Annotated in this window: 20 protein-coding genes; 13 read left to right on the top strand and 7 right to left on the bottom strand. The window is 42.1% G+C overall.

The annotated features are described in order from the left end of the window. Window positions 1–314: 314 nt before the first annotated feature. The 7 genes from FTU17_RS13690 (at window position 315) to FTU17_RS13720 (ending at window position 5,464) form a co-directional block, all read left to right on the top strand. Window positions 315–1,271, top strand: coding sequence for a VacJ family lipoprotein (locus tag FTU17_RS13690; protein ID WP_078189556.1), 957 nt, complete (start codon window positions 315–317; stop codon window positions 1,269–1,271). A gap of 98 nt (window positions 1,272–1,369) precedes the next feature. Continuing rightward, window positions 1,370–2,338 (top strand): RsbU family protein phosphatase GigA, encoded by a 969-nt coding sequence (gene gigA, locus FTU17_RS13695; RefSeq protein ID WP_078192616.1) that lies wholly within the window; start codon window positions 1,370–1,372, stop codon window positions 2,336–2,338. A 112-nt stretch (window positions 2,339–2,450) separates the two neighbouring features. After that, window positions 2,451–2,969 (top strand): anti-anti-sigma factor GigB, encoded by a 519-nt coding sequence (gene gigB / locus FTU17_RS13700; RefSeq protein ID WP_078189558.1) that lies wholly within the window; start codon window positions 2,451–2,453, stop codon window positions 2,967–2,969. A gap of 30 nt (window positions 2,970–2,999) precedes the next feature. Further along, complete coding sequence (locus FTU17_RS13705; protein ID WP_078192617.1) at window positions 3,000–3,824, top strand: carbon-nitrogen hydrolase family protein; 825 nt, start codon at window positions 3,000–3,002, stop codon at window positions 3,822–3,824. 95 nt (window positions 3,825–3,919) lie between these two features. After that, window positions 3,920–4,345, top strand: coding sequence for an organic hydroperoxide resistance protein (locus FTU17_RS13710; RefSeq protein WP_180135721.1), 426 nt, complete (start codon window positions 3,920–3,922; stop codon window positions 4,343–4,345). Window positions 4,346–4,547: 202 nt separating this feature from the next. Beyond that, window positions 4,548–4,940 carry a DUF4951 domain-containing protein gene (locus FTU17_RS13715; RefSeq protein WP_180005050.1) on the top strand — a complete coding sequence of 131 codons (393 nt, stop codon included), beginning with the start codon at window positions 4,548–4,550 and terminating at the stop codon, window positions 4,938–4,940. 173 nt (window positions 4,941–5,113) lie between these two features. Next, on the top strand, window positions 5,114–5,464 hold the full coding sequence (locus FTU17_RS13720; RefSeq protein WP_111884710.1) for a hypothetical protein: 351 nt from the start codon (window positions 5,114–5,116) through the stop codon (window positions 5,462–5,464). Window positions 5,465–5,520: 56 nt separating this feature from the next. Here the strand turns inward: FTU17_RS13720 and gspE are convergent, their stop codons facing one another. Then, on the bottom strand, window positions 5,521–7,008 hold the full coding sequence (gene gspE / locus FTU17_RS13725) for a type II secretion system ATPase GspE (protein ID WP_111884711.1): 1,488 nt from the start codon (window positions 7,006–7,008) through the stop codon (window positions 5,521–5,523). 100 nt (window positions 7,009–7,108) lie between these two features. On the opposite strand from gspE, the gene FTU17_RS13730 reads away from it, so the two are divergent. Further along, entirely contained in the window at window positions 7,109–7,930 is an 822-nt protein-coding gene (locus FTU17_RS13730; RefSeq protein ID WP_180005043.1) for a hypothetical protein, read from the top strand. A 9-nt stretch (window positions 7,931–7,939) separates the two neighbouring features. Next, a complete protein-coding gene (locus tag FTU17_RS13735; protein WP_180005042.1) occupies window positions 7,940–8,863 on the top strand; it encodes a mechanosensitive ion channel family protein in 924 nt (307 codons plus the stop codon). A 122-nt stretch (window positions 8,864–8,985) separates the two neighbouring features. Here FTU17_RS13735 and FTU17_RS13740 read toward each other — a convergent pair whose 3' ends face one another. Continuing rightward, window positions 8,986–11,772, bottom strand: a complete 2,787-nt coding sequence (locus FTU17_RS13740) for a DUF2339 domain-containing protein (RefSeq protein ID WP_180135729.1) — start codon at window positions 11,770–11,772, stop codon at window positions 8,986–8,988. Between the two features lie 163 nt (window positions 11,773–11,935). Here FTU17_RS13740 and polA point away from each other — a divergent pair, with 163 nt between their 5' ends. Next, complete coding sequence (gene polA, locus FTU17_RS13745) at window positions 11,936–14,701, top strand: DNA polymerase I (RefSeq protein WP_180135723.1); 2,766 nt, start codon at window positions 11,936–11,938, stop codon at window positions 14,699–14,701. A 171-nt stretch (window positions 14,702–14,872) separates the two neighbouring features. Here the strand turns inward: polA and FTU17_RS13750 are convergent, their stop codons facing one another. From FTU17_RS13750 to ppx, 5 genes are read right to left on the bottom strand one after another with little or no spacing between them, the layout of a single operon-like run. Beyond that, complete coding sequence (locus FTU17_RS13750) at window positions 14,873–15,436, bottom strand: YggT family protein (protein ID WP_180135725.1); 564 nt, start codon at window positions 15,434–15,436, stop codon at window positions 14,873–14,875. A gap of 27 nt (window positions 15,437–15,463) precedes the next feature. Beyond that, window positions 15,464–16,294, bottom strand: coding sequence for a pyrroline-5-carboxylate reductase (proC, locus tag FTU17_RS13755; protein WP_168378486.1), 831 nt, complete (start codon window positions 16,292–16,294; stop codon window positions 15,464–15,466). Next, window positions 16,291–17,667, bottom strand: a complete 1,377-nt coding sequence (gene tilS / locus FTU17_RS13760) for a tRNA lysidine(34) synthetase TilS (RefSeq protein ID WP_180135727.1) — start codon at window positions 17,665–17,667, stop codon at window positions 16,291–16,293. The genes proC and tilS overlap by 4 nt, the downstream gene beginning before the upstream one ends. Then, window positions 17,604–18,428 carry an acetyl-CoA carboxylase carboxyltransferase subunit alpha gene (locus tag FTU17_RS13765; RefSeq protein WP_078189570.1) on the bottom strand — a complete coding sequence of 275 codons (825 nt, stop codon included), beginning with the start codon at window positions 18,426–18,428 and terminating at the stop codon, window positions 17,604–17,606. Before FTU17_RS13765 ends, tilS begins: the two co-directional genes overlap by 64 nt. Before the next feature lie 33 nt (window positions 18,429–18,461). Continuing rightward, complete coding sequence (gene ppx, locus FTU17_RS13770) at window positions 18,462–19,982, bottom strand: exopolyphosphatase (RefSeq protein WP_078192628.1); 1,521 nt, start codon at window positions 19,980–19,982, stop codon at window positions 18,462–18,464. A 266-nt stretch (window positions 19,983–20,248) separates the two neighbouring features. Between ppx and trxA the strand changes: the two genes are divergently transcribed. The 3 genes from trxA (at window position 20,249) to FTU17_RS13785 (ending at window position 22,833) form a co-directional block, all read left to right on the top strand. Next, on the top strand, window positions 20,249–20,575 hold the full coding sequence (trxA, locus tag FTU17_RS13775) for a thioredoxin (RefSeq protein ID WP_078192629.1): 327 nt from the start codon (window positions 20,249–20,251) through the stop codon (window positions 20,573–20,575). A 325-nt stretch (window positions 20,576–20,900) separates the two neighbouring features. After that, window positions 20,901–22,169 carry a transcription termination factor Rho gene (gene rho, locus FTU17_RS13780; RefSeq protein WP_067731074.1) on the top strand — a complete coding sequence of 423 codons (1,269 nt, stop codon included), beginning with the start codon at window positions 20,901–20,903 and terminating at the stop codon, window positions 22,167–22,169. Window positions 22,170–22,581: 412 nt separating this feature from the next. Continuing rightward, entirely contained in the window at window positions 22,582–22,833 is a 252-nt protein-coding gene (locus FTU17_RS13785; RefSeq protein ID WP_180005038.1) for a hypothetical protein, read from the top strand. Window positions 22,834–23,091: the final 258 nt, after the last annotated feature.

A 23,091-nucleotide genomic window follows, 5' to 3' on the forward strand; every position in this document is an offset into this window, starting at 1 on the left:
GAGTCAACCGGTAATTCAAATTATTTTTAAACTTATCAAATAAAACCCAACTTAATCAATTCAACCAAGTCATTGTTTTATCAGAAGTTTTAATCTTCATCACCGCCGATGGATGTGCATTCTACAGTATTTCAGCACCGTTGCAACACCTTTTTTAAAATAATTATTTTGAACGCACATTTTTCACTCAAATTACATTTTTTCATTCATATTTTGATCAAATTTGGTTTAATAGTAATAAATCAGGATTATTTGAACGTTTTTACTTATTATACGGCAAACATTTTGCCGCGCTAAAAGCGTCAGGACTATATATGCGCCAAACTTCTTTTTTATATGCAGGATTATTGTCACTTGTCGTAACAACACCTGTATTTGCAAATGACGAAGCTTCAGCACCTGTTGCTCAAGATTCAGAAGCTGCCAATAAATCAAAAACACAACAACTTGCGCATGCTGCGATGGTCAAGTCATCTGAAGTTGCAAAAAAATTATCTGTTAATGCGAATGCAGCACAATCAGAAGAAGATAAAGACCCTTTCCAACCGATCAACCGGAAAGTTTACGCATTTAATGATTATTTAGATGTCCATATTGCCCGCCCTGCTGCTGTGCAATATGTCGCAAAAACTCCAAAGGATATTCGTGAATCTTATCGTTTATTCCGTAAAAATTTAGGCGAACCTTGGAATGCGTTTAACCAACTCATCCAAGGACGACCGACACGTGCCGCAAAAAGTCTAGGTCGCTTTACTGTTAATACACTGACAACTTTAGGCTTTGCTGACCCTGCGAGTCGCCTAGGCCTAGAAACCGAAGATGAAAATTTTGGTGCAACTTTAGGATATTACGGTATTCCTTCTGGTCCTTATATTGTTCTACCAGTGCTTGGCCCAAGCACATTGCGCCAAACCGTTGGTCTAGCTGTAGATAGTCAAGGACGTCCACAGAAATATATGCTTGATGGTCATGATGTAGCTTACTGGTCTGAGCAAACTTTACGTGGAATTGATACTCGCGCTCAATTACTGGATATCGAAGGTGTATTGCAAGGCGATAAATACGCTCAAATTCGTGATATCTATTTGCAACGCCTGAACTATTCTATTGCCGAGAAAAAAGGTATTGCTGAAGAAAACTTATTTATTGATGAAGAAGATGACGATATTGATGAATCTGAAGATAATTCAACAGATGTTTCTTCTGATGATTCTACCGATTTCATTGATGATAGCAGTTCAGATGATACCGACACGGTAACAACTGAATAAATAAAATTTTTCAATTGGCTGGTGTGGTTTTTACCTCCAGCCATCATTAGCTTGCTATAGTACACTTATTGTCTATCGAAGGATTCATCTAATTCTTTATGTATTTCATTCAACCTACTCGTGATATTCCATATTTAGATCAGGTACTTGATGCGCTTCCTAGCGTACAAATGATTAACATTGAAGATCTAGACTTGTATGATCCAACGATCATTGCAATTGCTGATGTTGCCGACTTTTTAAATCACCAATGGACACTTCCTACTATTGTGCTCGCTTTTGAGCATGAAGGTGCTGCATTGGCTCAAGCTTGGCAACAAGGCGCTTTAGCAGGATGGGTTTGGGATCATATCCCAACTAACCTTCAGGTGGCACTTACTAAAATTGATGCACAATACAAACGCAATCAAGATAGCCGTGATCTCCCTTCTGCTGCAGATTTGCAAAAACGTTTACTGCCCAATCCGATTGAACTCCACAACTATAAAATTGAAACATTCTTCCAGCCATCTGCTTATTTATCGGGTGATTGGTACGATTACTGGAAAATCAGTGATAAAGAAATCATGTTTTATCTTGCAGATGTATCTGGTCATGGGGTGACGAGTAGTTTACTGACCTCTTGGATGGCTGCTTTCCACGGTCGTTCAAAAACCCCGAGAGAACTCATCAAAAAGCTCAATGGCATGTTGGTTCAAGAAAATATTGAAAAGCACATTACCATGATTGCGGGAATACTTAATCTCGATACGCATGTCTTGAAATGGTCTAGTGCAGGCCATTATCCGCCGGCCATTTTATTTGAACCCGGTCTTCCCGCACGAATTTTAAATACCAGTAGCTTTCCACTTGGCTTAACTGAAGACCTAGAAGTGGAAGAGTTTGAATTCACCTTAAATCGTTATTCACGCTTTGTAATTTGCTCGGATGGCGCACTTGAACCTTTTGACGGTGGATTGAATGAACAGCTAGGTCAATTGGTCTATCACTTGCAAAATCAATCATTTCAAGCACCAGACCATGTTGCCGACGATATTGCCATCCTAAGTTTACGTCGAATCAATTAATCACGAAATCAATTACTTAAACCGAATACGACTTTCTGATCATACTCGGCTACTTGAGTAAGCTGTGCCCCTATGGGATAATTTACTATCCTTCTCTGCAAATGGCATTTATATGTCAACAGGTCATGTTGAATATGCAAGCTTGAACGGAACGCATATTTTTAAGCTTATTGGCGAAGTGCGTGCCCAATCTTGTATTAGTCTAGACAAGTTATTAAACAAAATTGAACAGCAACAAAATGTCGTCGGTGCAATCGTTGATTTAACCCAAACGACATTTATCGATAGTACTGTCCTTGGCATTTTGGCTAAACTGGGTTTGAAGCTCAAACAAGTTCACCATATCCAAGCGGTAATGTTGTCTACAAACTCTGATATCACAACGCTTGCCAATAGCATGGGTTTAGGTCAGGTGTTTGTTATTTTGAATTATTGTGGTGATCCAAGTGTATGCACTCGCGCACTTATGGAAGAACACATTACCCATAGCAATATGCTGAATACGGTTTTAGATGCACACAAAACGCTGATGAAACTAAATGATAGCAACCAAAATATGTTTGAGCCTTTGGTCAAACAACTGCAAAAAGAGCAGGACAATCTAGAGCAACCCAAGCAGCAAAATGTCTAATTTAGGTTAATCACAGCAGAGCCTCTTCGCATGACTTTACTTTCCGTTGCACAAATGAATTCTCAAAATAACATTGAAGATAACTTCAAAGTGATCGAATCATTGATGCAACAAAGTCAGGCTCAAGGTGCGAGTCTCATTGTATTTCCCGAAAATTTTGTCTGTTTTGCCGCAGGTAAACAACGCGAAACCGCGGCGCAATTTGAAAGTATTCAGCAGCGACTAGAACAACTCGCACATCGTTATCAACTTTGGATTGTTGCGGGCACACTCCCATGCCCTTATCGTCCAGATGGTTCAATCATTCAAGATGGCCGTGTCCGTACTGTCAGCCTGTGTATCAGCCCTGAACGTACCGAAGCACGTTATGACAAAATTCATTTATTTGATGTGCAAGTTGGTGACGCTGTCGGTGGCTATCAAGAATCAAAATTCTTTGAACCTGGTACTGAAACCGTAGTTGCAACAACACCTTTTGGCAATATTGGCCTGATGGTGTGCTACGACTTGCGCTTTCCTGAACTGGCTTTGAAACTTCGTAGCCAAGGTGCAAACATTTTAACGGCGCCTGCAGCTTTTACTTATACCACGGGTGAAATGCACTGGCAGCTCTTACTGCAAGCCCGTGCTATGGATAGCCAATGTGCTGTACTAGGAGCCGCACAACAAGGTTGGCATGGTGAAAAGCGTCAAACTTGGGGGCATGCTGGAGCAAGCAACAGCCGTGGTCAAATTTTAGCAATCACCGCAGAAGAAGGCGCTCAACTACTCACGGTTCCTTTTGACTTAGACGAACAGCAACAGATTCGCGCATCTATGCCACTGATGCAGCACCGTGTTTTGGTTCAATATTGATTTTCACTCTGTATAAAATTACAAAAAAACTGAATATTATTTAAACAAAATCCCCCACGATATGATTTTGAACCATCATCTGAGGGATTAGAAAAATGACTTTAGAAAAAGCAGTTTATACAGCCCATGCAAAAGCCACTGGTGGTCGTGATGGTCGTGCAACGACATCCGATGGTCATTTAGATGTTCAATTGGCTGTGCCGAAAATTATGGGGGGTACAGGTAATGGTACGAATCCTGAACAACTCTTCGCCGCTGGTTATTCAGCCTGTTTTTTAGGTGCAATGAAATTTGTGTCTAACCGAGATAAAATTTCGATTACCCCTGCTGCCTACGTCGAGGGTGATGTTGGTATCGGCCCTATTCCAACAGGATTTGGTATCGAAGTGACGCTTCATATTCATCTTGAGGGTATGGATGCAAGCGAGGCACAGAAATTGGTCGATGCTGCGCATATTGTGTGCCCCTATTCAAATGCTACCCGAAACAATATTAATGTCACTTTAAATGTTTTGACTTAAATCCATTTTCAGCTATCTATACAAAGCACTGTTTTAATTTCTTATAAAATAGTGCTTTGAACTTTTTGACTTCTACAAATCTACAGTTGAGCTCAAAATAAAATCTTATCCATTTCCAATACATTTAAATATTCTTATTCAGCCGCCAAAACCTTGCTAAAATATATAACGATTCTTATTTACATTCATTTGTTGATCTATGATGCTTAAATCTCTCCTTATCGGTACATTGCTAATCAGCGCATCCACACTAAGTTTTGCCGAATTAACCCTGTCTGAAAAAGTCCGTCCTCAAATTAAATCCTTGGTCAATCCAGATATTCAACGTCTTGCGCTACCGCCAACACCGAACAACATGTCTTTACCTGCCTATGGTCAAGGCATCATTGGTTGGGGTACAGGCCCAGAAGGTGCTGCAGCGCGCTTAGCCAATATCACCAAAGCCGACGTTGAAAAGCTTAAAACTCAAGATGTCACTTTAGAGATAGTTCAAACTTGGCAAAAGTTTTATGAAAATGAAACGCAGCGCAATGCAGGTAACCCAACCGCGCCCATTCGTGCTGAATTAATGAAGAAAATTGTCAGTTTGTGGTAAGTGAAAGACTGTACAGCCCATATTTTTGGGCTGTTTTTAGTCAAATTAGAAATAAAAAATCATGAGATATTCGATAGAAAGAATAATGAATAAAATTAAAAAAATGTTTAATATTCAAACTATAATTAACTATACATCCATAAAAAAATTAAAATCATTTTCAGGACTTTACAATGAAAACATACTTTTCGATGCTTTTTCTAAGCTTGGCCTTAGCCGCATGTAGCCAAACACCTGCGCCTGATTTTTCAGGAGAATGGAAACAAACACCTGACACGGAGAGCCTACGCAAACTTTCCATTAGCAAACAAGGCGATGACTACCAAATTAAAGACGAATTTTGGCTCGATAAAAATAATACTGAGCGCACTTCTAGTACTACATCAGGTATGGCCGAAGTGAGCCATGATGTTTTGAAATATAAAGAGAGCAATAGCATTGAAATGAAACTCAGTGATGCAACTCACCTCACTCTGACAGATAAAGCATACGATGCTGTTATTCATTTTGAAAAGATTAACTAAAGCAAAGCCCCGAGTCCATGCACAGGCTTCGGGGCTTTATTTATATTTTACACTGACTATTCAGCCGCTTCATTCGTCACTCTGAGCACTTCTTCAATGGTGGTTTTACCTGCCAAAACTTTACGCAATCCATCATCACGTATTGAACCCGCATTTGCACGTACATGATTTTCTAACTCAAACTCAGCAGCATTACCATGAATGAGGCGACGTGTTTGCTCATCAATCGGGACGATTTCATAAATTGCGGTACGCCCTGTAAATCCAGTATGCGAGCATTGTTCACAGCCTTTAGGTTGTGGCAATTTTAACTCAGCCGATGCATCTAAATGCTTAAATAAGTCTTTTTCAAAATCATCGGCATCATGCCAAGTCGCACAGTGACGGCACAAGGTTCGAACCAAACGCTGTGCCACCACACCGATCAATGAGCTTGAAAGTAGAAAGGGTTCAATCCCCATGTCTTTAAGACGGGTCACTGCACCAATCGCTGTATTGGTATGCAGCGTTGAAAGTACCAAATGGCCTGTTAATGACGCTTGTACTGCAATTTCAGCAGTTTCTAAATCACGAATCTCCCCGACCATCACCACATCTGGGTCTTGTCGAAGCATGGCTTTTAATGCACGAGCAAAGGTCATATCCACTTTGGTATTGACCTGTGTCTGCCCGATCCCTTCAAGTTGATACTCAATTGGATCTTCAGCAGTCAATATATTTTTTGAACCATCATTTAGATCAGACAATGCCGCATATAAGGTTGTGGTTTTACCCGAACCCGTTGGTCCCGTAACTAAAATAATGCCATGCGGACGATGTACCAGTTGTTTCAATCGATCATAGTCATGCTGCATCAAGCCCAAATGGGTCATGTTTAAACGCCCAGCTTGTTTATCGAGTAAACGCATCACCACACGCTCACCATACGAAGACGGTAAAGTTGATACACGCACATCGACTTCACGGCCCGCCAAACGTAGTGAAATACGACCATCTTGTGGAATTCGCTTTTCTGCAATATCGAGTTTGGCCATGACTTTGATCCGTGACACCAACAATGGCGCAAGTTCACGACGTGGCTGGACAATTTCACGTAACTGACCATCGACACGTAAGCGGACAGACAGCTTTTTTTCAAAAGATTCGATATGAATATCGGAGGCTCCAACACGAATTGCTTCCGACAATAAGGCATTGATTAACCGTACAATCGGTGCATCATCCTCCTGATCCATCAAATCTTCAGCTTCTGGCACAGAGTCCGCAAGGCTAAGTAAATCAGGATGATCTTCCAGACCCGCTGCCACTTGTTGAGACTCACCGGTGTCTCCGGCAAAGCTTGCACTGAGTAATTGATTAAACTCTTGCTCACTACATAATTGATATTGTGCAGGATGCCCTAAATAGCGACGTGCTTCTTGCAAAGCCAGTAGTGGCGTGCTGTCACGACGCACAATAAAAGCTTGATCACCCTCATATCGAAGCAATACGCCATGACGTTTGGCAAAACTATATGGTATTTGTAATTGTTTAAGTACTTGCATCACGCATTATAATGATGAAAAAAGTTGTTTTGAGTGTACTCTAAGCATCTGACAGCGTGAAGTCTGTTTTTAGGATTTATCAGGACAAGGGATATACGCATTGCCATTAGAAAATGATTTGACTGAAAAGGAATCCCCAAAACGTAAATGGTGGGGGGAATATCAATTTGAACTGAATCACCCGCGCAGTTGGCAGTTTGGGTCTTTATTGTTCCGTGTGACGCGCGGCATGCAAGAGTGGCGTATGGAATACCATCGCCCAACCTTTCAGTTTGACTATGAGCAGCAATGGCATCCGATACAAGACCCTGAATTTGGTTTTCCACAACCCATTAAAATGGAACGTTATATGTTCCGCCAGACACATGACAAAATTCAAATCATGCCACGTTTGGCAGATCGGTCTGTGGTGATTAAACCGGTCGATCCGATTTATATTCCAGCCGGACAGCGCGGAACGTTATATATCAGCACACCGCTTTGGATTGCTGGTTTTGTCGAAGGTCTTAGAGAACCCTTGTTTGATATACCTGTTATTCTACCAAAAGATACCTGGTTTGGTCCGAATCATCGAATGGGTGAAATTTGCTATGCCACAGCAGTTGATGGTCGTACAGAACTTAAACAACTCAAACCTCGTGCTTTTCGTGCAGTAACCCCTATTGAGTTTCATAACGTGAGTAATCAACAGATTCGTTTTGACCGTATGAATGTCCCTGTACCAGCTTTGCCATTATTTTATAGTGAAAGTACAGGACGTTTATGGACTTCACAAATTCGAGTCGTGCATGAAGGTCATGACAAACCGCCGCGGGTCAAAATTGAAAACCGTACACCGCCACAAGCCGGTGACGTGACTTATCTGCATCCGCCACGCGAGTCAGCCAATGTACTATTCAATATGTTTGATTCATTTTTCTAACGGTGAGCCATGGCAGATTTAAATATTTCGACAGAAATTACCAGCAGCCTAAAAGGAATGGTCGCCAATCTCAATACCGATCGGCTGACAGAATTATTGGTGGCTGTTTTACTGGCAGTCATCGGCTTTCTGATTGCACGTTTTATCTCAAACACCTTTATCCGCACTGTAGGTATGCGTTTCAATGCCCATCAGCAGTTGGTTTGGCGTCGCGGGATTTTCTATTTCATCTTTTTAATCTTTGTGATGGCAAGTTTAAAAGAAGCCGGCTTTAAACTCAGCGTCTTCTTGGGTGCAGCAGGTATTTTAACGGTCGCACTGGGTTTTGCCTCGCAAACGTCCGCATCCAACCTGATCAGCGGGATGTTCTTGATCGGTGAAGGGTCTTTTGAGGTTGGTGATACCATTCAATTGACACTGATTCGCGGGCATACCATTGAAGGTGAAGTGATCTCGATTGATTTACTGTCGGTCAAATTACTCACGCAAGACAATGTCTATGTCCGTTTGCCGAATGAACAACTGATTCGGGCACCTGTGCATAACTTGTCTAAGTTTCCAATACGGCGAATTCCAATTACCCTTGCGATTAACTTTCATGAAGACATCATCAAAGTTCGCGAAGTTCTATTAGATGCCGTCAGTAAATATCCATTGGTCTTGGCCGACCCTAAACCTGCCGTGACCGTCACTGCCTTTCGTGAATCTTCCATTGAGCTGCTTTTTGCTATTTGGTGTCAAAGAGAGAATTTCCTGAAAGTCCGTGATGAAATGCAGGAACGGATTCGAAATGCCTTTGTCGAAAATAAAATTGAAATCCCTGTCCCGAAAATGGGTTTTGTTGACCACCCGCTTTCTACACAAGCAAGCGATGCTGACGTCGATCAATATGCCAATACACAAGAAATCCAACGAGAGCCTCAACTCAAATAATGGTTTATAGAATTGATATAAAAAGCCCTGCATATCATCAAATGTGCAGGGCTTTTTTATTATCTACTATTTATAGCCAACGACCTCTACAGCTTAGTGATCTAGTACGTTTAAGAACTTCATCATGGTTCAATCTTGTCATTCGGCATGGGGGCAATATAGGCAATCAAAAGCATGGCAAAACCTGCGGCCATAAATGAAATCACTCGCATGAGAGTGCCGACATGAGATAAATCCAGCAAGACCAATTTCAAAGTAACCAAGACCAAAATACTGCCACCAAGTAGCCAAACTGAACGTAATTGGCGCTGAGTGGCAAAGCGCATACTCACCAAAGCCAATAACACCCACAGCACAGTAAAACTCAGTTGAACGGTCGCATCGCTCCAAATGTCTAAACTGTTATAAGGCGTATCCAAATACCTATGTAAGGCACGAAGCACGACATAGCTACTTAACCAAAGTAGCCCAAGGACACTCAACACGGCAGCCAAGCTACGATCTAAACCAGCTTTTAACTGTTGATTCAACATCCATAAAAAAGCCGCTAACAACAGCAAACTCACTACATCAAAAGGATTCAGTATCGGCAAGATATATCCCACAAAGGCCTGCTGACTAAATAATTGCGAACTGATGATCCAACTTAAAGCCAAAAACAAACTGCTACGCGTTTGCCAAAACATTTTCCAGACCGGTTGCTGCGCTTGCCAATAACACCATGCACAAAATATCAGCGGCAAAATTACCACACTGATATACGGCATACTGGGTATCAGCGTCAGACTGGTCCACGCCAAGCTACTCAAAATTCCGAGACTGACCCATTCTTTTTCTTCACGCACACCGAGTAATGGTCGTAGCCAAAGCAGCGTCAAGCTCAGCCCAGCGAATGCAAAATAAATCTGCTCCATCGTTGAATGCCAAATTAACTGACCGTTCTCACTCACTGAAATAACTTGGTACAGCCCCATCACATAAACAGGCACTAGACCCGTCCACTTAATGATGGACCAACTCCACGAAGCTTTTCGTTTTAACAAGCCTTCATTCACCACCAGATAAGCCACACTAACGATCAATAGACTCAAGGCCAATTGATGGCTAGTCTGCAGCCAATCTAAGAGCAACATGATGAACATAGTAGTTGCTGAGAGCATTTGCACACATTGAAAGGCAATACTCGAACTTGAAAGCTGTTTATGAAATGCAGGAACAGCATGCGTCACGATAATGGCCGCCAAATAGCTCAAACACACGCCCCAATACATCTGTGCAGGGAAATGTGGCAGTTGAACCAAATAATACAGACTTGAACAACCCGCCATCACCAAGAGCGCCATGCCTAAATAACGGCTGATATTGGACTGCTTGTATAAGGCATATATAAATATCAATGCACCTTCAACTGCCCAACCGACCACACTCCACTGCTCTTTCAATACTATCGGTGGAATCAATGCCAAGAAAATTAAGGTCAAACTCAAATAACTTTGTGCAATCAGTGGGATCACCGCACTACGTTTACTGATGCTATACAGTGCGGCAAAAAGCGCTGCGAATAGCAAGCTATACCCCGCCTGCCATACCGTTTCCTCAAAATACATCAAATACAATGCCAGATAAGCAAGCACTGGTGCAGCAAAAATCAGTGCAATATCCAAGGCAGGTTTAAGCTGAAAATGCGCAAGATCTTGTTTCGCCAATAACTGGCTAAAACGAAAACCAAGCCAGATGAAAATCGCGGCATGGGCTAAAACTAGCACGCTCATCATCTGCCGTTCGGTGGTGTATCCGTGGTAAAAAGCATATCCACCCCCCATGATCACCGTCATCAAAAATGCGATTTGATTCAGATATTTCCACGGTCTTAAAGTACTCATGACCGCAACAGCCAGATTAATTACAAGATAATAGGCGATGAATTCCGTTGCAGTTGCATCACGAACAGGCAAGGTAAATGGAGCAAGATAGGCGATCAGCATTGCCATAATTGCCAGTTCTACCGACTGCTGTTTCAAACTGAGCCAAATCGTCAATGCCATAAGCGCTGCATACAGTACACAGGCTATGCTAAAGCCCGAAATCACGGCATTGTAATAGGCAAAAAATAAAGTCAAAAACAGCGCTGCAAGACCTAGACCTTCTAGCGCTAAGGCAAAACTTCGATTTTTGGTTTGTAGCCAAAAACCCAGCCCGACAACACCAGCACTGATCAAACTCACGATCAGCAGTTTCATGGCCAAGCTTAGTTGCCAGTGCTCTGTGGCAAATCTAAGTAAGAGCACCACGCCAATCACCAAGACCAATACCGCCACTTTTAACACGGGATTGCCTTGAAAAAGCCATTGCTGAATCTGACTAGATAGATTTGGCGCAGACTTGGATGATGTATTAGAAGGCGTTGAATTGAATGTTGCCTGATGTCTAGCTGTACCAATTGCCGTCGCGGGATGTACAGATGGTGTATCGTCAGAATCAAAATTTTCAGGACGGTCTATTGTAGGCGCTGATATTGAAGTAGCTGCATGACTCGATTGCGACTGAAGCGCACGTCCTTGCAATAGATGCAGCTGACGTTCTAATCGTTTCAGCCAACGCAGAAAAAAATAGACCCACAGGCTAATCCCGATCGCAACCAAATATCCCAATTCTGTTAACAGTCCAACGACCGTTAATAACGATGCAATATATAACGGAACCTTTGATGTCACTTGAAATGGTTGTTTTGATAAGGTCAGTGCATCAGCGCCGTGCTGTAAATCATCGACATAATTCATCACACTGAGCATAAAACCGATGCCACTGATATAACTCAAGATTCGGACATCTAAGTACCATGCCCCGATCCCTACCATGATCAGCGTCATCAACCAAATCATCTTGATTTCATTATTCTGTTTCAGCATACCTGCTTCGTCATTTTCCTGAATGTTTTGATGATACATGAGCCTGACCGATGGATTAAAACTATTCATCAGTGATTCGGTAAGTTACATATACAATCTAGACTCTGCGTGCGGGCAAAAAATCACGTACAATAAAACCGTTTTCAGGATTAGGAAATTATCCATGCCACCATTTGTCTTGGTCGATGGCTCATACTTTTTATTTCGTGCCTACCATGCACTGCCACCATTAACCACTTCAACCGGTTTGCATACCAATGCAATCCGAGGTGCCATTTCTGCCATCCAAAAATTAATGCGTCGTATCCAACCGACGCACATGGCCGTTATTTTCGATACACCTGAACCAACCTTCCGTCATGAATTGTCCCCAATTTATAAGGGTGACCGTCCAAGCATGCCTGAAGAATTATCACAACAAATTCCATATCTTCATGCATTAATTCGTGCTCTAGGGATTCCGCTGCATATGTTGCCGGGTGCTGAAGCCGATGACATTATCGGAACTTTAGCCAAACGCGCTGAAGCAGCCGGTCATCAAGTTTTAATCTCCACCGGTGACAAGGACATGGCACAGCTCGTTACTGAGCGTGTCACTTTAGAAGACAGCTTCAAAGACAAACCTATGAACGTTCAAGGTGTTTTTGAAAAATTTGGGGTGTGGCCGAATCAAATCATTGACTACCTCACGCTGATGGGCGATGCCTCTGACGGCATCCGTGGTGTACCCGGTGTTGGCGCAAAAACGGCAGCGAAACTTTTAACCGAGTATGGCTCGATTGGCGGCATTTTAGAAAATGTCGACAGCATTAAAGGTAAAGTCGGTCAAAACATTAAAGACAATGTCGAAGGGATTACTCTTGACCACCAACTGGCGAGCATTGTTTGCGACCTCGACATGGGCCTTAAATACGAAGATCTGAAACTTGCCGATCCAAATATTCCAGCACTGCGTGATTTATATACTGAACTAGAATTCCGTAACCAACTGCAGTCATTAGATCATCCGAACAACCCCAATGGCGCAACCTACAAACAAGCAGCCAAAGCCATCAACACCACGGCGACTGTAGCCAATGCACCTGAAGTGGAAGATCAAGCGGACAAAACCAGTGTTGATGATTTACTTGGTGAAGCACGCTATCACACGGTATTGACCCAAGAAGATTGGGATGTGTTATTCAAGCGTCTAAGTACTGAAAAGCGTTTTGCCTTTGATACCGAAACCACTAGCCTTGACTACCGCGTGGCGCAGATTGTAGGTTTCTCGGTGGCTTTAGATGCACATGATGCCTATTACGTGCCGCTTGCGCATGATTATGAAGGTGCGCCGCAACAACTTGATCGCGACACAATTCTAAATCAACTCAAACCTTTACTTGAAGATAATGACGTACAAAAAATTGGTCATCATCTCAAATATGATGCACATGTCTTAGAAAATCATGGCATTCATTTGGCAGGTTGGTATTTCGATACCATGTTGGCTTCTTATGTCCTCAACTCTGTGGCAACTCGTCATGGGATGGATGACGTCGCACGTTTGTATTTAAGTCATCTCACAACGACGTTCGAACAAGTGGCGGGCAAAGGTGCAAAACAAAAAACCTTTAACCAAATTGAGCTTGAAACGGCAGCCCATTATGCCGCAGAAGATGCCCATGTGACCTATCGTCTATATGAAGTACTCGATAAGAAGTTACAAGCTCACCCGGAGCTGATCAATATTTTGCACAATATTGAAATGCCTGTTGCTCGTGTTCTAACCTCTATGGAAGAAAACGGCATTGAATTGGATATGAACTTCCTCGACCAACTCGGTGTGGAATTTGCCAATACTATTCAAAATTTAGAAACAGAAATTACCGATCTTGCGGGTCAAAGCTTCAATGTCAGCTCACCAAAACAAGTTGGTGAGATTCTGTTTGATAAATTAGGTTTAAAAGGCGGTAAGAAAACTTCTACAGGTCAGTACAGTACCAGTGAAAGTGTCTTAGAAAAAATCGACCATCCGATTACCGACTTAATTTTGGAATATCGTGGTCTCTCTAAACTGAAAAGCACTTATACCGATGGTCTGTTAAAACAAGTGAATAATGACACACATCGTGTGCATACCAGTTACCACCAAGCTTTAACGGCTACAGGTCGTCTGTCATCTACCGATCCAAACTTACAGAACATTCCTGTCCGTGAAGATATTGGACGTCAAATCCGTAAAGCCTTTATTGCACCTGAAGGTCGCATTTTACTGGCAGCCGATTACTCGCAAATCGAATTACGTTTAATGGCGCATTTCTCGCAAGATCATGCATTGGTCGATGCTTTTAATCATGGACAAGACGTACATAAACGTACTGCGGCAGAAGTTTTGGGTATTCCACTCGATGAAGTGACCAGCAACCAACGTCGTCAAGCCAAAGCGGTGAACTTCGGCCTGCTCTATGGTATGTCTGAATTTGGTTTGACCCGTCAGTTGGGTTTCACTCGAGAAGAGTCGCGTAACTATATTGGTAAATACTTCCAACGCTACCCTGGTGTTTTGGAATATATGGAACGTACTCGCCAAGTTGCACGTGAACAAGGTTTTGTGGAAACCATTTTAGGTCGTCGTCTGTATACACCAGACATTATGGCGAGCAACAAAATGGTGAAACAAGGCGCTGAACGTGCAGCGATCAATGCACCACTACAAGGTTCTGCAGCGGATATTATTAAATTGGCCATGATCGCCGTCGATAAAATCTTACCGAAAGATCAAGCCAAAATGTTACTGCAAGTACACGATGAATTGGTGTTTGAAGTTGATGCTGCAATTGCCGATGAACTGTCTGCCCAACTGACTGAAGTGATGCAATCTGTGTTGAAAATTTCCGTTCCACTGATTGTGGAAGTCGGTCAAGGCAATAACTGGGACGAAGCACACTAATTCATTCACGTTCATTCACGTTCATTCACACCTTTCTCCTTATAGGAGGAAGGTTGGGATGGAGGTGAGATGTTTCTTAGTTAGTAGAAATATCTTGTTTTACACCACATATTAAATCCACAAAAAAGGACGCCTCGGCATCCTTTTTAATTTAACTTGTCTTAGCTCAGATTAAAGACCAGTCAATAATGCAATTGCGACTTGCTTCATAATGGTTTCCGCAACCAACAATGCCAAAATCGCAAAAATTGGTGACAAGTCAATCATCCCCATATTTGGAAGAATACGGCGGAATGGTGCAAGTAGCGGTTCCGCCAGCTCTTGAACCACTTCAATATAAGGCGAACGTGACTGACTAAACATCACCACCCAACTCAAAATAATCGATGCAAAAATTAAGTAACGACAGAAACGGATTAAATCCTGAATCATGGTCACAAAGGTCATAATGATCAAATGGAATGGACTATTCACCGCCACTCCAGACAAATACATCAAACCAAACATTTTTAACAAATACAGAATCACCACCAACACCAAAGCTGCAGTATTCACTCGACCTTTGGCCAAAGTTGGGAAAATTCGGCTAAAGATATCGATAATTTTTGTTGCTTTTGCTGTTGCCAAAACCACAGGGTTATATGGACTCACGGCAGCAAGCTGCATTAAAAAACGGAAAAATACGAGCAAAATTGCAACGTTAATAATGATTCCAAAAATTTGAGCAGAGCCCATACTTGAACTTTCCTAAATCAAATCGAATTATTTGGTGCTTTCGCTTAACTCTTGTGCCAACTCTTGGCTACGCTTTTGCGCTGCGGCTAAAGCAGCCTGAATATTTTGTGAAATTTGAGCACGATCAAACACTTCAATCGCGGCTTGTGTTGTACCGTTTGGAGAGGTTACATTTTTACGTAACTCCGCAGGACTATTGGCACTGGTAATTGCCATTTGTGCGGCACCTAATGCAGTTTGCAAGGTTAGCGCTGTAGCTACCTTTTCATCCAAGCCCATGTTTTTACCTGCACGGATCATACTTTCCATCATATAGAAAAAGTATGCAGGACCTGAGCCAGAAACTGCTGTTACCGCATCAATTTGCGCTTCTGAGTTTACCCAAAGTGTTAAACCCGTTGAAGCCAAAACTTGACTTGCAAGATCACGATCTTCAGCTGAAACCGCTTCACCTGCATATAAGCCATGCGCACCGGTTTGAACTAAAGCCGGTGTATTTGGCATGACACGAACAATACGCTCTGTGCCTAATAGTTTTGAAATCGTTGCAATTTCTGCACCTGCAACAATTGAAATCACCAACTTCCCTTCTAGCAAACCTTGTAATGGTGCCAAAACTTTTGCCAACACCTGAGGTTTAACTGCAAAAAGAACAATGTCAGCATCTCGAATTGCCGCAACATTATCATCGGTCACATGCAAATCTTTTTCAGCCAAAAGCTCACGTACTTTTTCTACGGGATCTGAAACTGTAATACGTGTAGTCGGGACACCACGTGCAATTAGGCCACCAATTAAAGCCTGTGCCATGTTGCCGCCACCAATGAAACTGATATTACAATTTAGAATTGCGCTCATGATTGAAGATCCGATATTGCAGATTTAGCGTTAAGAGATAATGTCGGTTGCCAGCCAGCTTGAGTACAAAATTCAGACTGCGCCAACCAAAAGCCCTGAGGCGTAAAGACGCCTAGCATAACATTATCTCGGCTTAATATTTGAATAGTATGACGCTGCCATGGAAAAATTTGCGCCTGCTGAATGGCTTTTTTCAAAGGCCAACTTCCGACACGACCATATAAATGAATTTTTTCGCCGCCAAGGCGTGGGCGTATCTGCAGTTGCTGCCCCAATAATTCAGGTGATAAGCCAACCTCTGAGGGTTGAATCACAAAATGGCCGGCAGGCAACTTGAGGCACTGACCTGCAACACAAGTTACAACTTCAACCTCTTGAATGGATTCTGCTGGCAGATAATCCGCTTTGGCAATCCGATGAAGTTGCTGTTGAAAGCGCAGATAATAAAATCCATTCCAGTGTAGTGCCGCTTGCGAGTCTTCGCGTGAGTTAATCACTTCTGAAACTAAACGCTGTACCATTTCAAAGCTTGGACGATATTGCCCCTCACCTTTCATCCAGTGCGATAACAACTGACGCTGACGTGCCAGACTGAGCTGTTGTAAAACCACTAAAGATAAAGTTTGCGATGAACCACAGGCTGCCAAATCTTGTTGCAACACCTCGTGTAAAATTTCATCAGCATCTTGCATCAAATAACTGGTTCGACTCAAGGCTTGCTGCATTTTAGGAAATCGACCACTGAGTACAGGCCATAGAATTTCACGACTCCACGCGCGGTCATAGTCGGTATCAAAATTAGTGAGATCTTGAATATTTTGCACATGCAGTTGTGCTGCCCATTGGCAAATTTGCTCACGTGAAAGATCCAATAGCGGACGCCATAAAGCAAAATCTTCACGTACATCGAATTTTTTCATGGCAGCAAGGCCATGGACACCCGCACCTGAAAGTAGCCGCAACATCAGTGTCTCAGCTTGATCTTGCTGATGATGCGCGAGTACCAATATTTCATCTGCTTGTAAATGTTGGGCAAAGGCTTGATAGCGGGCCGAGCGTGCTTGATTTTCAAGGTTACCTTGCGCAACCTGGACTTTCTGTATGATGAATGGAAGATTTAGCGCTGTACACTGAGCACGTACAAACTCGCCCCAAGCATGACTACACGCTTGTAGTTGGTGATCAATATATATCACCCGTATTTTTTCAGGGCACAAAAACGACATAAGATGCAGCAGCAACATGGAATCCATGCCACCACTACATCCTATTAAAAATCGGCTTTGTTCAGGCAGCGCCTGAATTTGACTTAAGCAGTCAGCCCTAAATTGTCGCTGCCAAACTTCATTAAACGCTGATAACGCGCTTCGCATCGTTCGTTTGCATCCATTGGTTGCAGTTCTTCTAAAGCTTGCTTCAAGACCACTTTCAAATCCTGCATGACTTTTTCAGGGTTTAAATGTGCGCCTTCCGCTTCGTCCACCACGTATTCCACAATGCCCATCTTCTGCAATTTATCTGCCGTCAATGCCAATGCTTCACTTGCTTGTTCTGCTTTCTCTGCAGTTTTCCACAAAATAGATGCACAGCCTTCAGGTGAAATCACTGAATAAATACTGTGAGATAGCATAATCACACGGTCAGCCACGCCAATACCGAGCGCACCACCCGAACCACCTTCACCCAATACCGTTGCCACTACAGGCACTTTGAGTGAAGAAAGCTGAGCTAAGCTAGTTGCAATCGCTTCGGCCTGACCACGCTCTTCTGCACCCACACCTGGGTACGCACCCATGGTATCAATAAAGGTAAAGACTGGCAGATTAAAACGCTCGGCCATATCCAATAAACGCTGTGCTTTACGGTAACCTTCGGGGTTACTCATACCAAAATTATGTTGTAATTTTTCACGTGTACTACGACCACGGTGCTGACCTACAATCATCACAGGCTGACCATCTAAACGAGCCAAACCACCAATCATCGCGCCGTCATCACCAAATAGGCGGTCACCGTGCAAAGCATCGAACTCTGTAAAAATTTCGCCAACATAATCCAAAAACTGCGGACGTTCAGGATGACGTGCGATCTGAACCGTAGTCCAGGCTTTAGATTGAGCTGCTTTATTTTTCATAGGTCGATCATTATCCCTAACTTAACTGGTCTGTTAATTGATAAATTGTTCCGACTGGATATTCAGTTCAATATCCCAATGCTTAAATTGCACCTGCTCATCATGCAAGTCTGCAACCAACAAAGGCCACTGTTTGGCATCACCAGAAACACTAAGTTGCCATTGTTGCGCATTGTCCACGCTTAATTCAATGGCAGGAAGCATCTCATCGCTGCGACTATGATTTAATAAAACTGCTAAACGAAGCAATAGACATAAGTAAACAAGTTTGTTACCACCGACTTTCATCACATCAATGCGCGCGTCACTGCGTAACTTACGACGATGATGCGCTACTAAATGCGACAAATGATTTTGATCAATTTGTGAGAAACCAGGAATATCCGAATGTTGCAGTAAATAAGCACCATGACGATGGTAACCACTATGACTGATCGCTAAGCCAATTTCATGCAAATACGCTGCACGACGCAGTAAATCACTGTCATCACTGGTCAAATTCAGTGCGGTCGCCACACCATTAAACAGTTGTTGAGCGGTATTTACCACACGTTCAGCTTGTTTCATATCTGCGTTGTAGCGACCCATCAACGCATGTACAGAACGGTCACGAACATCTTCATGTTGGAAACGTCCCAATAGGTCGTACATCACGCCTTCACGTAACGCGCCATCCGAATAGACCAATTTATCGATATTCAGCACATCAAAGACTGCATACAAAATGGCAATGCCGGCTGGCAAAACTGCTCGACGGTCTTCTTTTAGACCATCAAATTCCATTTCATTGACATGCTTATATTTAAGCAATTTATCTTTGAGTTTAAATAAACCGTCACGTGTCAGTTCTTCCTGATCGTTGCTCCAGCCCATATTGACACAAATCTGACGACACGCTTTGATCGTGCCACTTGAACCGACAACAGTATCCCAGCCCGCAGCTTTATAAGTGTTGGCAATGCCTGCGATTTCCTTGCGAGCAGCATTTACCGCTTTATCAAAACTTTTCAGGTTAATTTCACCATCAGCAAAAAACGCTTTGGTAAAAGCGACACAGCCCATTTGCACAGATTCTGTATGAATCGGTTCAAACTCTTCACCAATGATCAACTCTGTTGAGCCCCCACCGATATCAATCACAAGGCGGCGACCACTATTTGCCATAGTATGTGAAACCCCCAAATAAATGAGACGGGCTTCTTCACGACCAGCAATGATTTCAATTGGTTTTGGTAAAATTTCAGCGGCTTTTTGAATAAATTCATGACCATTTTTTGCTTGACGCAAGGCATTAGTCGCCACAATACGTAAACGGTTAGCTTGTACAGGATTTAAACGCCCCACAAAACGTGCTAGGCAGGCTAATCCTCGTTGCTGTGCGGCTTCAGTCAAATTTTTATTTTCGTCTAGACCTGCGGCAAGCTGTACTTTTTCTGACATTGATGCAACTTTTTTCACTTCACCATGGTCTACGCGTGCAATAGCCAAGTGGAAGCTGTTCGATCCCATATCGATAGCAGCAAGTAATTCTTCATCAATCAAAAAATCAGACATTATTCAAAAAAACCTGTTCAGAATTGTGCTTAGATTAATTCACATACATGCAATTTAAAAGCCATTTATGAGTAGTTCGGGCGGAACTTATCGATTTTTTATCTGAAGCAATGATAGTCATACACGATCATCGGCATCGTGATCATCCATTAGACAAACTCGCCATTCAGGTCGAAAATTTACATAACCCCCTACATTGTTATAGTTGGCTATGTAATACTTATAAACATAGAGTCAACTTAAAAATTAATTCCGGAGCAAAATCCATGTCTGGCAATATCGTAAATACAACTGATGAAAACTTCCAAGCCGATGTACTAGAGTCTGATACTCCTGTACTTGTAGATTTCTGGGCAGGTTGGTGTGCTCCTTGTAAAGCCATTGCACCTGTACTTGAAGTACTTTCAACTGAGTTTGAAGGCAAAGTTAAAATCGTTAAAGTAGACGTAACTTCTTGCGAACAAACAGCTGTAAACTACAACATCCGTAACATTCCTGCATTATTAATGTTTAAAAACGGCGAAGTTGTAGCAACCCAAGTCGGTGCCGCACCAAAATCTAAATTGACAGCTTTCATCGAAGAAAACATCTAATATTTTTTCGATAAAAACACTCGAAAATACGCTGTTTTACACAGCGTATTTTTTTGGTTGATAAATTGACAAATGCTGCGTTCTCTCTTATATTGTTTACTCAAGAAATTAAGGATCTCAAATCCTGTCATTTTCTTACAACACACAACACATAAAATGCCGCTCGGCAACAGAATTGTTTTTCACATCTCTCTTCATATAACGAATCAGATCTCTGAATTGTTTTGTGCAAACCAATTGCTATCGTTTCTTGCACGATCGCGGCACATTTGTTGCTCCCTTTTCCAACCTGTACCTCAGAATTTTAGATTCTATCTGACCACCTATGAACTTAACCGAACTCAAGAAAAAACCGATTGGCGAACTCATCAAGATTGCCGAGTTTATGGGCCTCGAAGGAATGGCTCGTAACCGTAAGCAAGATATTATTTTCGCCATCTTAAAGCGCCACGCAATGAACGGCGAAGAGATTTTTGGTGATGGCGTTCTAGAAATTCTGTCGGACGGCTTTGGTTTCTTACGCTCTGCAGCGGGTTCTTACCTAGCCGGCCCTGACGATATCTATGTGAGCCCATCACAAATCCGTCGCTTCAACCTTCGTACTGGTGACACTATTACAGGTACGATTCGTCCACCTAAAGAAGGCGAACGTTACTTTGCATTATTAAAAGTTAATCAAATTAACTACGACACACCCGAAAACTCACGTAATAAGATTCTTTTCGAAAACTTAACACCTTTATTTCCAACCGAACAATTGGTAATGGAATTAGGTAATGGTACAACAGAAGACTTAACTGCGCGTGTGGTTGACTTGGTTGCTCCGATTGGTAAAGGTCAACGTTCAATTATCGTTGCACCGCCAAAAGCCGGTAAAACCATGTTGTTACAAAACATCGCTCAGTCGATTGTTCGTAACAATCCTGAATGTTTCTTGATTGTCCTTCTAATTGACGAACGTCCTGAAGAAGTAACAGAAATGGAACGTACTGTTCGTGGTGAAGTAGTTGCTTCAACATTCGATGAATCACCAGCTCGTCACGTACAAGTTGCAGAGATGGTGATTGAAAAAGCTAAACGTCTTGTAGAACACAAAAAAGATGTAGTGATTTTACTTGACTCAATTACTCGTTTAGCACGTGCTTACAACACTGTAATCCCTTCATCTGGTAAAGTTCTTACTGGTGGTGTGGATGCCCATGCTTTAGAACGTCCAAAACGTTTCTTCGGTGCAGCACGTAATATTGAAGAAGGTGGTTCACTGACAATTATCTCAACTGCGTTGATTGAAACTGGCAGTAAGATGGATGAAGTGATCTACGAAGAATTCAAAGGTACAGGTAACCAAGAAATTACCCTAGACCGTCGTATTGCTGAAAAACGTGTGTTCCCTGCGATGAACATCAAAAAATCAGGTACACGTCGTGAAGAGCGCCTAATGTCTGAAGATAACCTCCGTAAAGTTTGGATTTTACGTAAATTGCTTCATACACAAGACGAACTTGCAGCGATGGAATTCTTGCTTGATCGTATGAAAGAAACCAAAACCAATGATGATTTCTTTGATCAAATGAAACGTAAAGCATCCAACTAAGTTGAATGTTTGACTGAAAAGGCCATCTATAACGATGGCCTTTTTATTTGGTTGACTTTAGTTACACAAAGAAACATTTGATGGATTTCCATGTAAACTTATTTTCAAGTTGATGATTATAAAAAATATATTTTAAAAAACCCTATTCTTTTTAGTGGTTTATTTGCTATTTCCCCAATATAAATCTTTCTCTTAATTGTTATTTTCTGTTAAAAAATGGTCGTTTTTCACCTATTTTTCACGGTTTTTTCAAAGTCGCTAGTAGCATTTCAAAATACTCAGTGATAGCATACACGCAGACCAGTTAGACTGCTCTATGCATTTTTAATACCTATTCAAATTAGGCATAATAAAAGCACACAACAGACTAACGCAGGTTATTTTTTAATCTCATATTTTAGAGAGTGATGCCATGTTATTCAAAAAAATCGCTATTGCTGCTGCAGTTGCTACTACTTTAGCTTTCGTTGGTTGTGCTAAAAAAACTGAAGAAGCTGCTCCTGCTGCTGCATCTGAAGCTGCTGCTTCTGAAGTAGTTGCTGCGTCTGACGCTGCTGCTGTTGAAGCTACTGCTGCTGCATCTGAAGCTACTGCTGCTGCTTCTGAAGCTACTGCTGCTGCTTCTGAAGCTACTACTGCTGCTTCTGAAGCTGCTGCTCAATAATCTAACCGATTATTCAGCACAAAAAGAGAGCCCTTTGGCTCTCTTTTTTATTGCCTCAAACTTTAAACCTTAGTTCATAAAAAATAGCTAATATTCAAAATACTAAGTAAGCGTCCGCTGAACACACCTTATGAATTCATCCTATAAGCCTTAATTTAGTCCCCACTTAGAAACAAGTGGGGACTTAAATTTATGACTACAAATAATCAGACATCCATCGCATCTCTTGCGAAAAAACGAAGAACATACAGTGCTGAA

This window comes from Acinetobacter sp. YH12070 (assembly GCF_013419625.1).
GTDB lineage: Bacteria > Pseudomonadota > Gammaproteobacteria > Pseudomonadales > Moraxellaceae > Acinetobacter > Acinetobacter amyesii.

Coding starts and splice junctions, on each gene's coding strand:
- FTU17_RS13740 (WP_180135729.1), bottom strand. CDS start 11,772: ATGCTGAAACAGAATAATGAAATCAAGATGATTTGGTTGATGACGCTG.
- FTU17_RS13785 (WP_180005038.1), top strand. CDS start 22,582: ATGTTATTCAAAAAAATCGCTATTGCTGCTGCAGTTGCTACTACTTTA.
- FTU17_RS13710 (WP_180135721.1), top strand. CDS start 3,920: ATGACTTTAGAAAAAGCAGTTTATACAGCCCATGCAAAAGCCACTGGT.
- polA (WP_180135723.1), top strand. CDS start 11,936: ATGCCACCATTTGTCTTGGTCGATGGCTCATACTTTTTATTTCGTGCC.
- rho (WP_067731074.1), top strand. CDS start 20,901: ATGAACTTAACCGAACTCAAGAAAAAACCGATTGGCGAACTCATCAAG.
- ppx (WP_078192628.1), bottom strand. CDS start 19,982: ATGTCTGATTTTTTGATTGATGAAGAATTACTTGCTGCTATCGATATG.
- FTU17_RS13705 (WP_078192617.1), top strand. CDS start 3,000: ATGACTTTACTTTCCGTTGCACAAATGAATTCTCAAAATAACATTGAA.
- FTU17_RS13720 (WP_111884710.1), top strand. CDS start 5,114: ATGAAAACATACTTTTCGATGCTTTTTCTAAGCTTGGCCTTAGCCGCA.
- FTU17_RS13750 (WP_180135725.1), bottom strand. CDS start 15,436: ATGGGCTCTGCTCAAATTTTTGGAATCATTATTAACGTTGCAATTTTG.
- trxA (WP_078192629.1), top strand. CDS start 20,249: ATGTCTGGCAATATCGTAAATACAACTGATGAAAACTTCCAAGCCGAT.
- FTU17_RS13690 (WP_078189556.1), top strand. CDS start 315: ATGCGCCAAACTTCTTTTTTATATGCAGGATTATTGTCACTTGTCGTA.
- proC (WP_168378486.1), bottom strand. CDS start 16,294: ATGAGCGCAATTCTAAATTGTAATATCAGTTTCATTGGTGGCGGCAAC.
- gigA (WP_078192616.1), top strand. CDS start 1,370: ATGTATTTCATTCAACCTACTCGTGATATTCCATATTTAGATCAGGTA.
- tilS (WP_180135727.1), bottom strand. CDS start 17,667: ATGCGAAGCGCGTTATCAGCGTTTAATGAAGTTTGGCAGCGACAATTT.
- gspE (WP_111884711.1), bottom strand. CDS start 7,008: ATGCAAGTACTTAAACAATTACAAATACCATATAGTTTTGCCAAACGT.
- FTU17_RS13735 (WP_180005042.1), top strand. CDS start 7,940: ATGGCAGATTTAAATATTTCGACAGAAATTACCAGCAGCCTAAAAGGA.
- FTU17_RS13765 (WP_078189570.1), bottom strand. CDS start 18,428: ATGAAAAATAAAGCAGCTCAATCTAAAGCCTGGACTACGGTTCAGATC.
- gigB (WP_078189558.1), top strand. CDS start 2,451: ATGTCAACAGGTCATGTTGAATATGCAAGCTTGAACGGAACGCATATT.
- FTU17_RS13715 (WP_180005050.1), top strand. CDS start 4,548: ATGCTTAAATCTCTCCTTATCGGTACATTGCTAATCAGCGCATCCACA.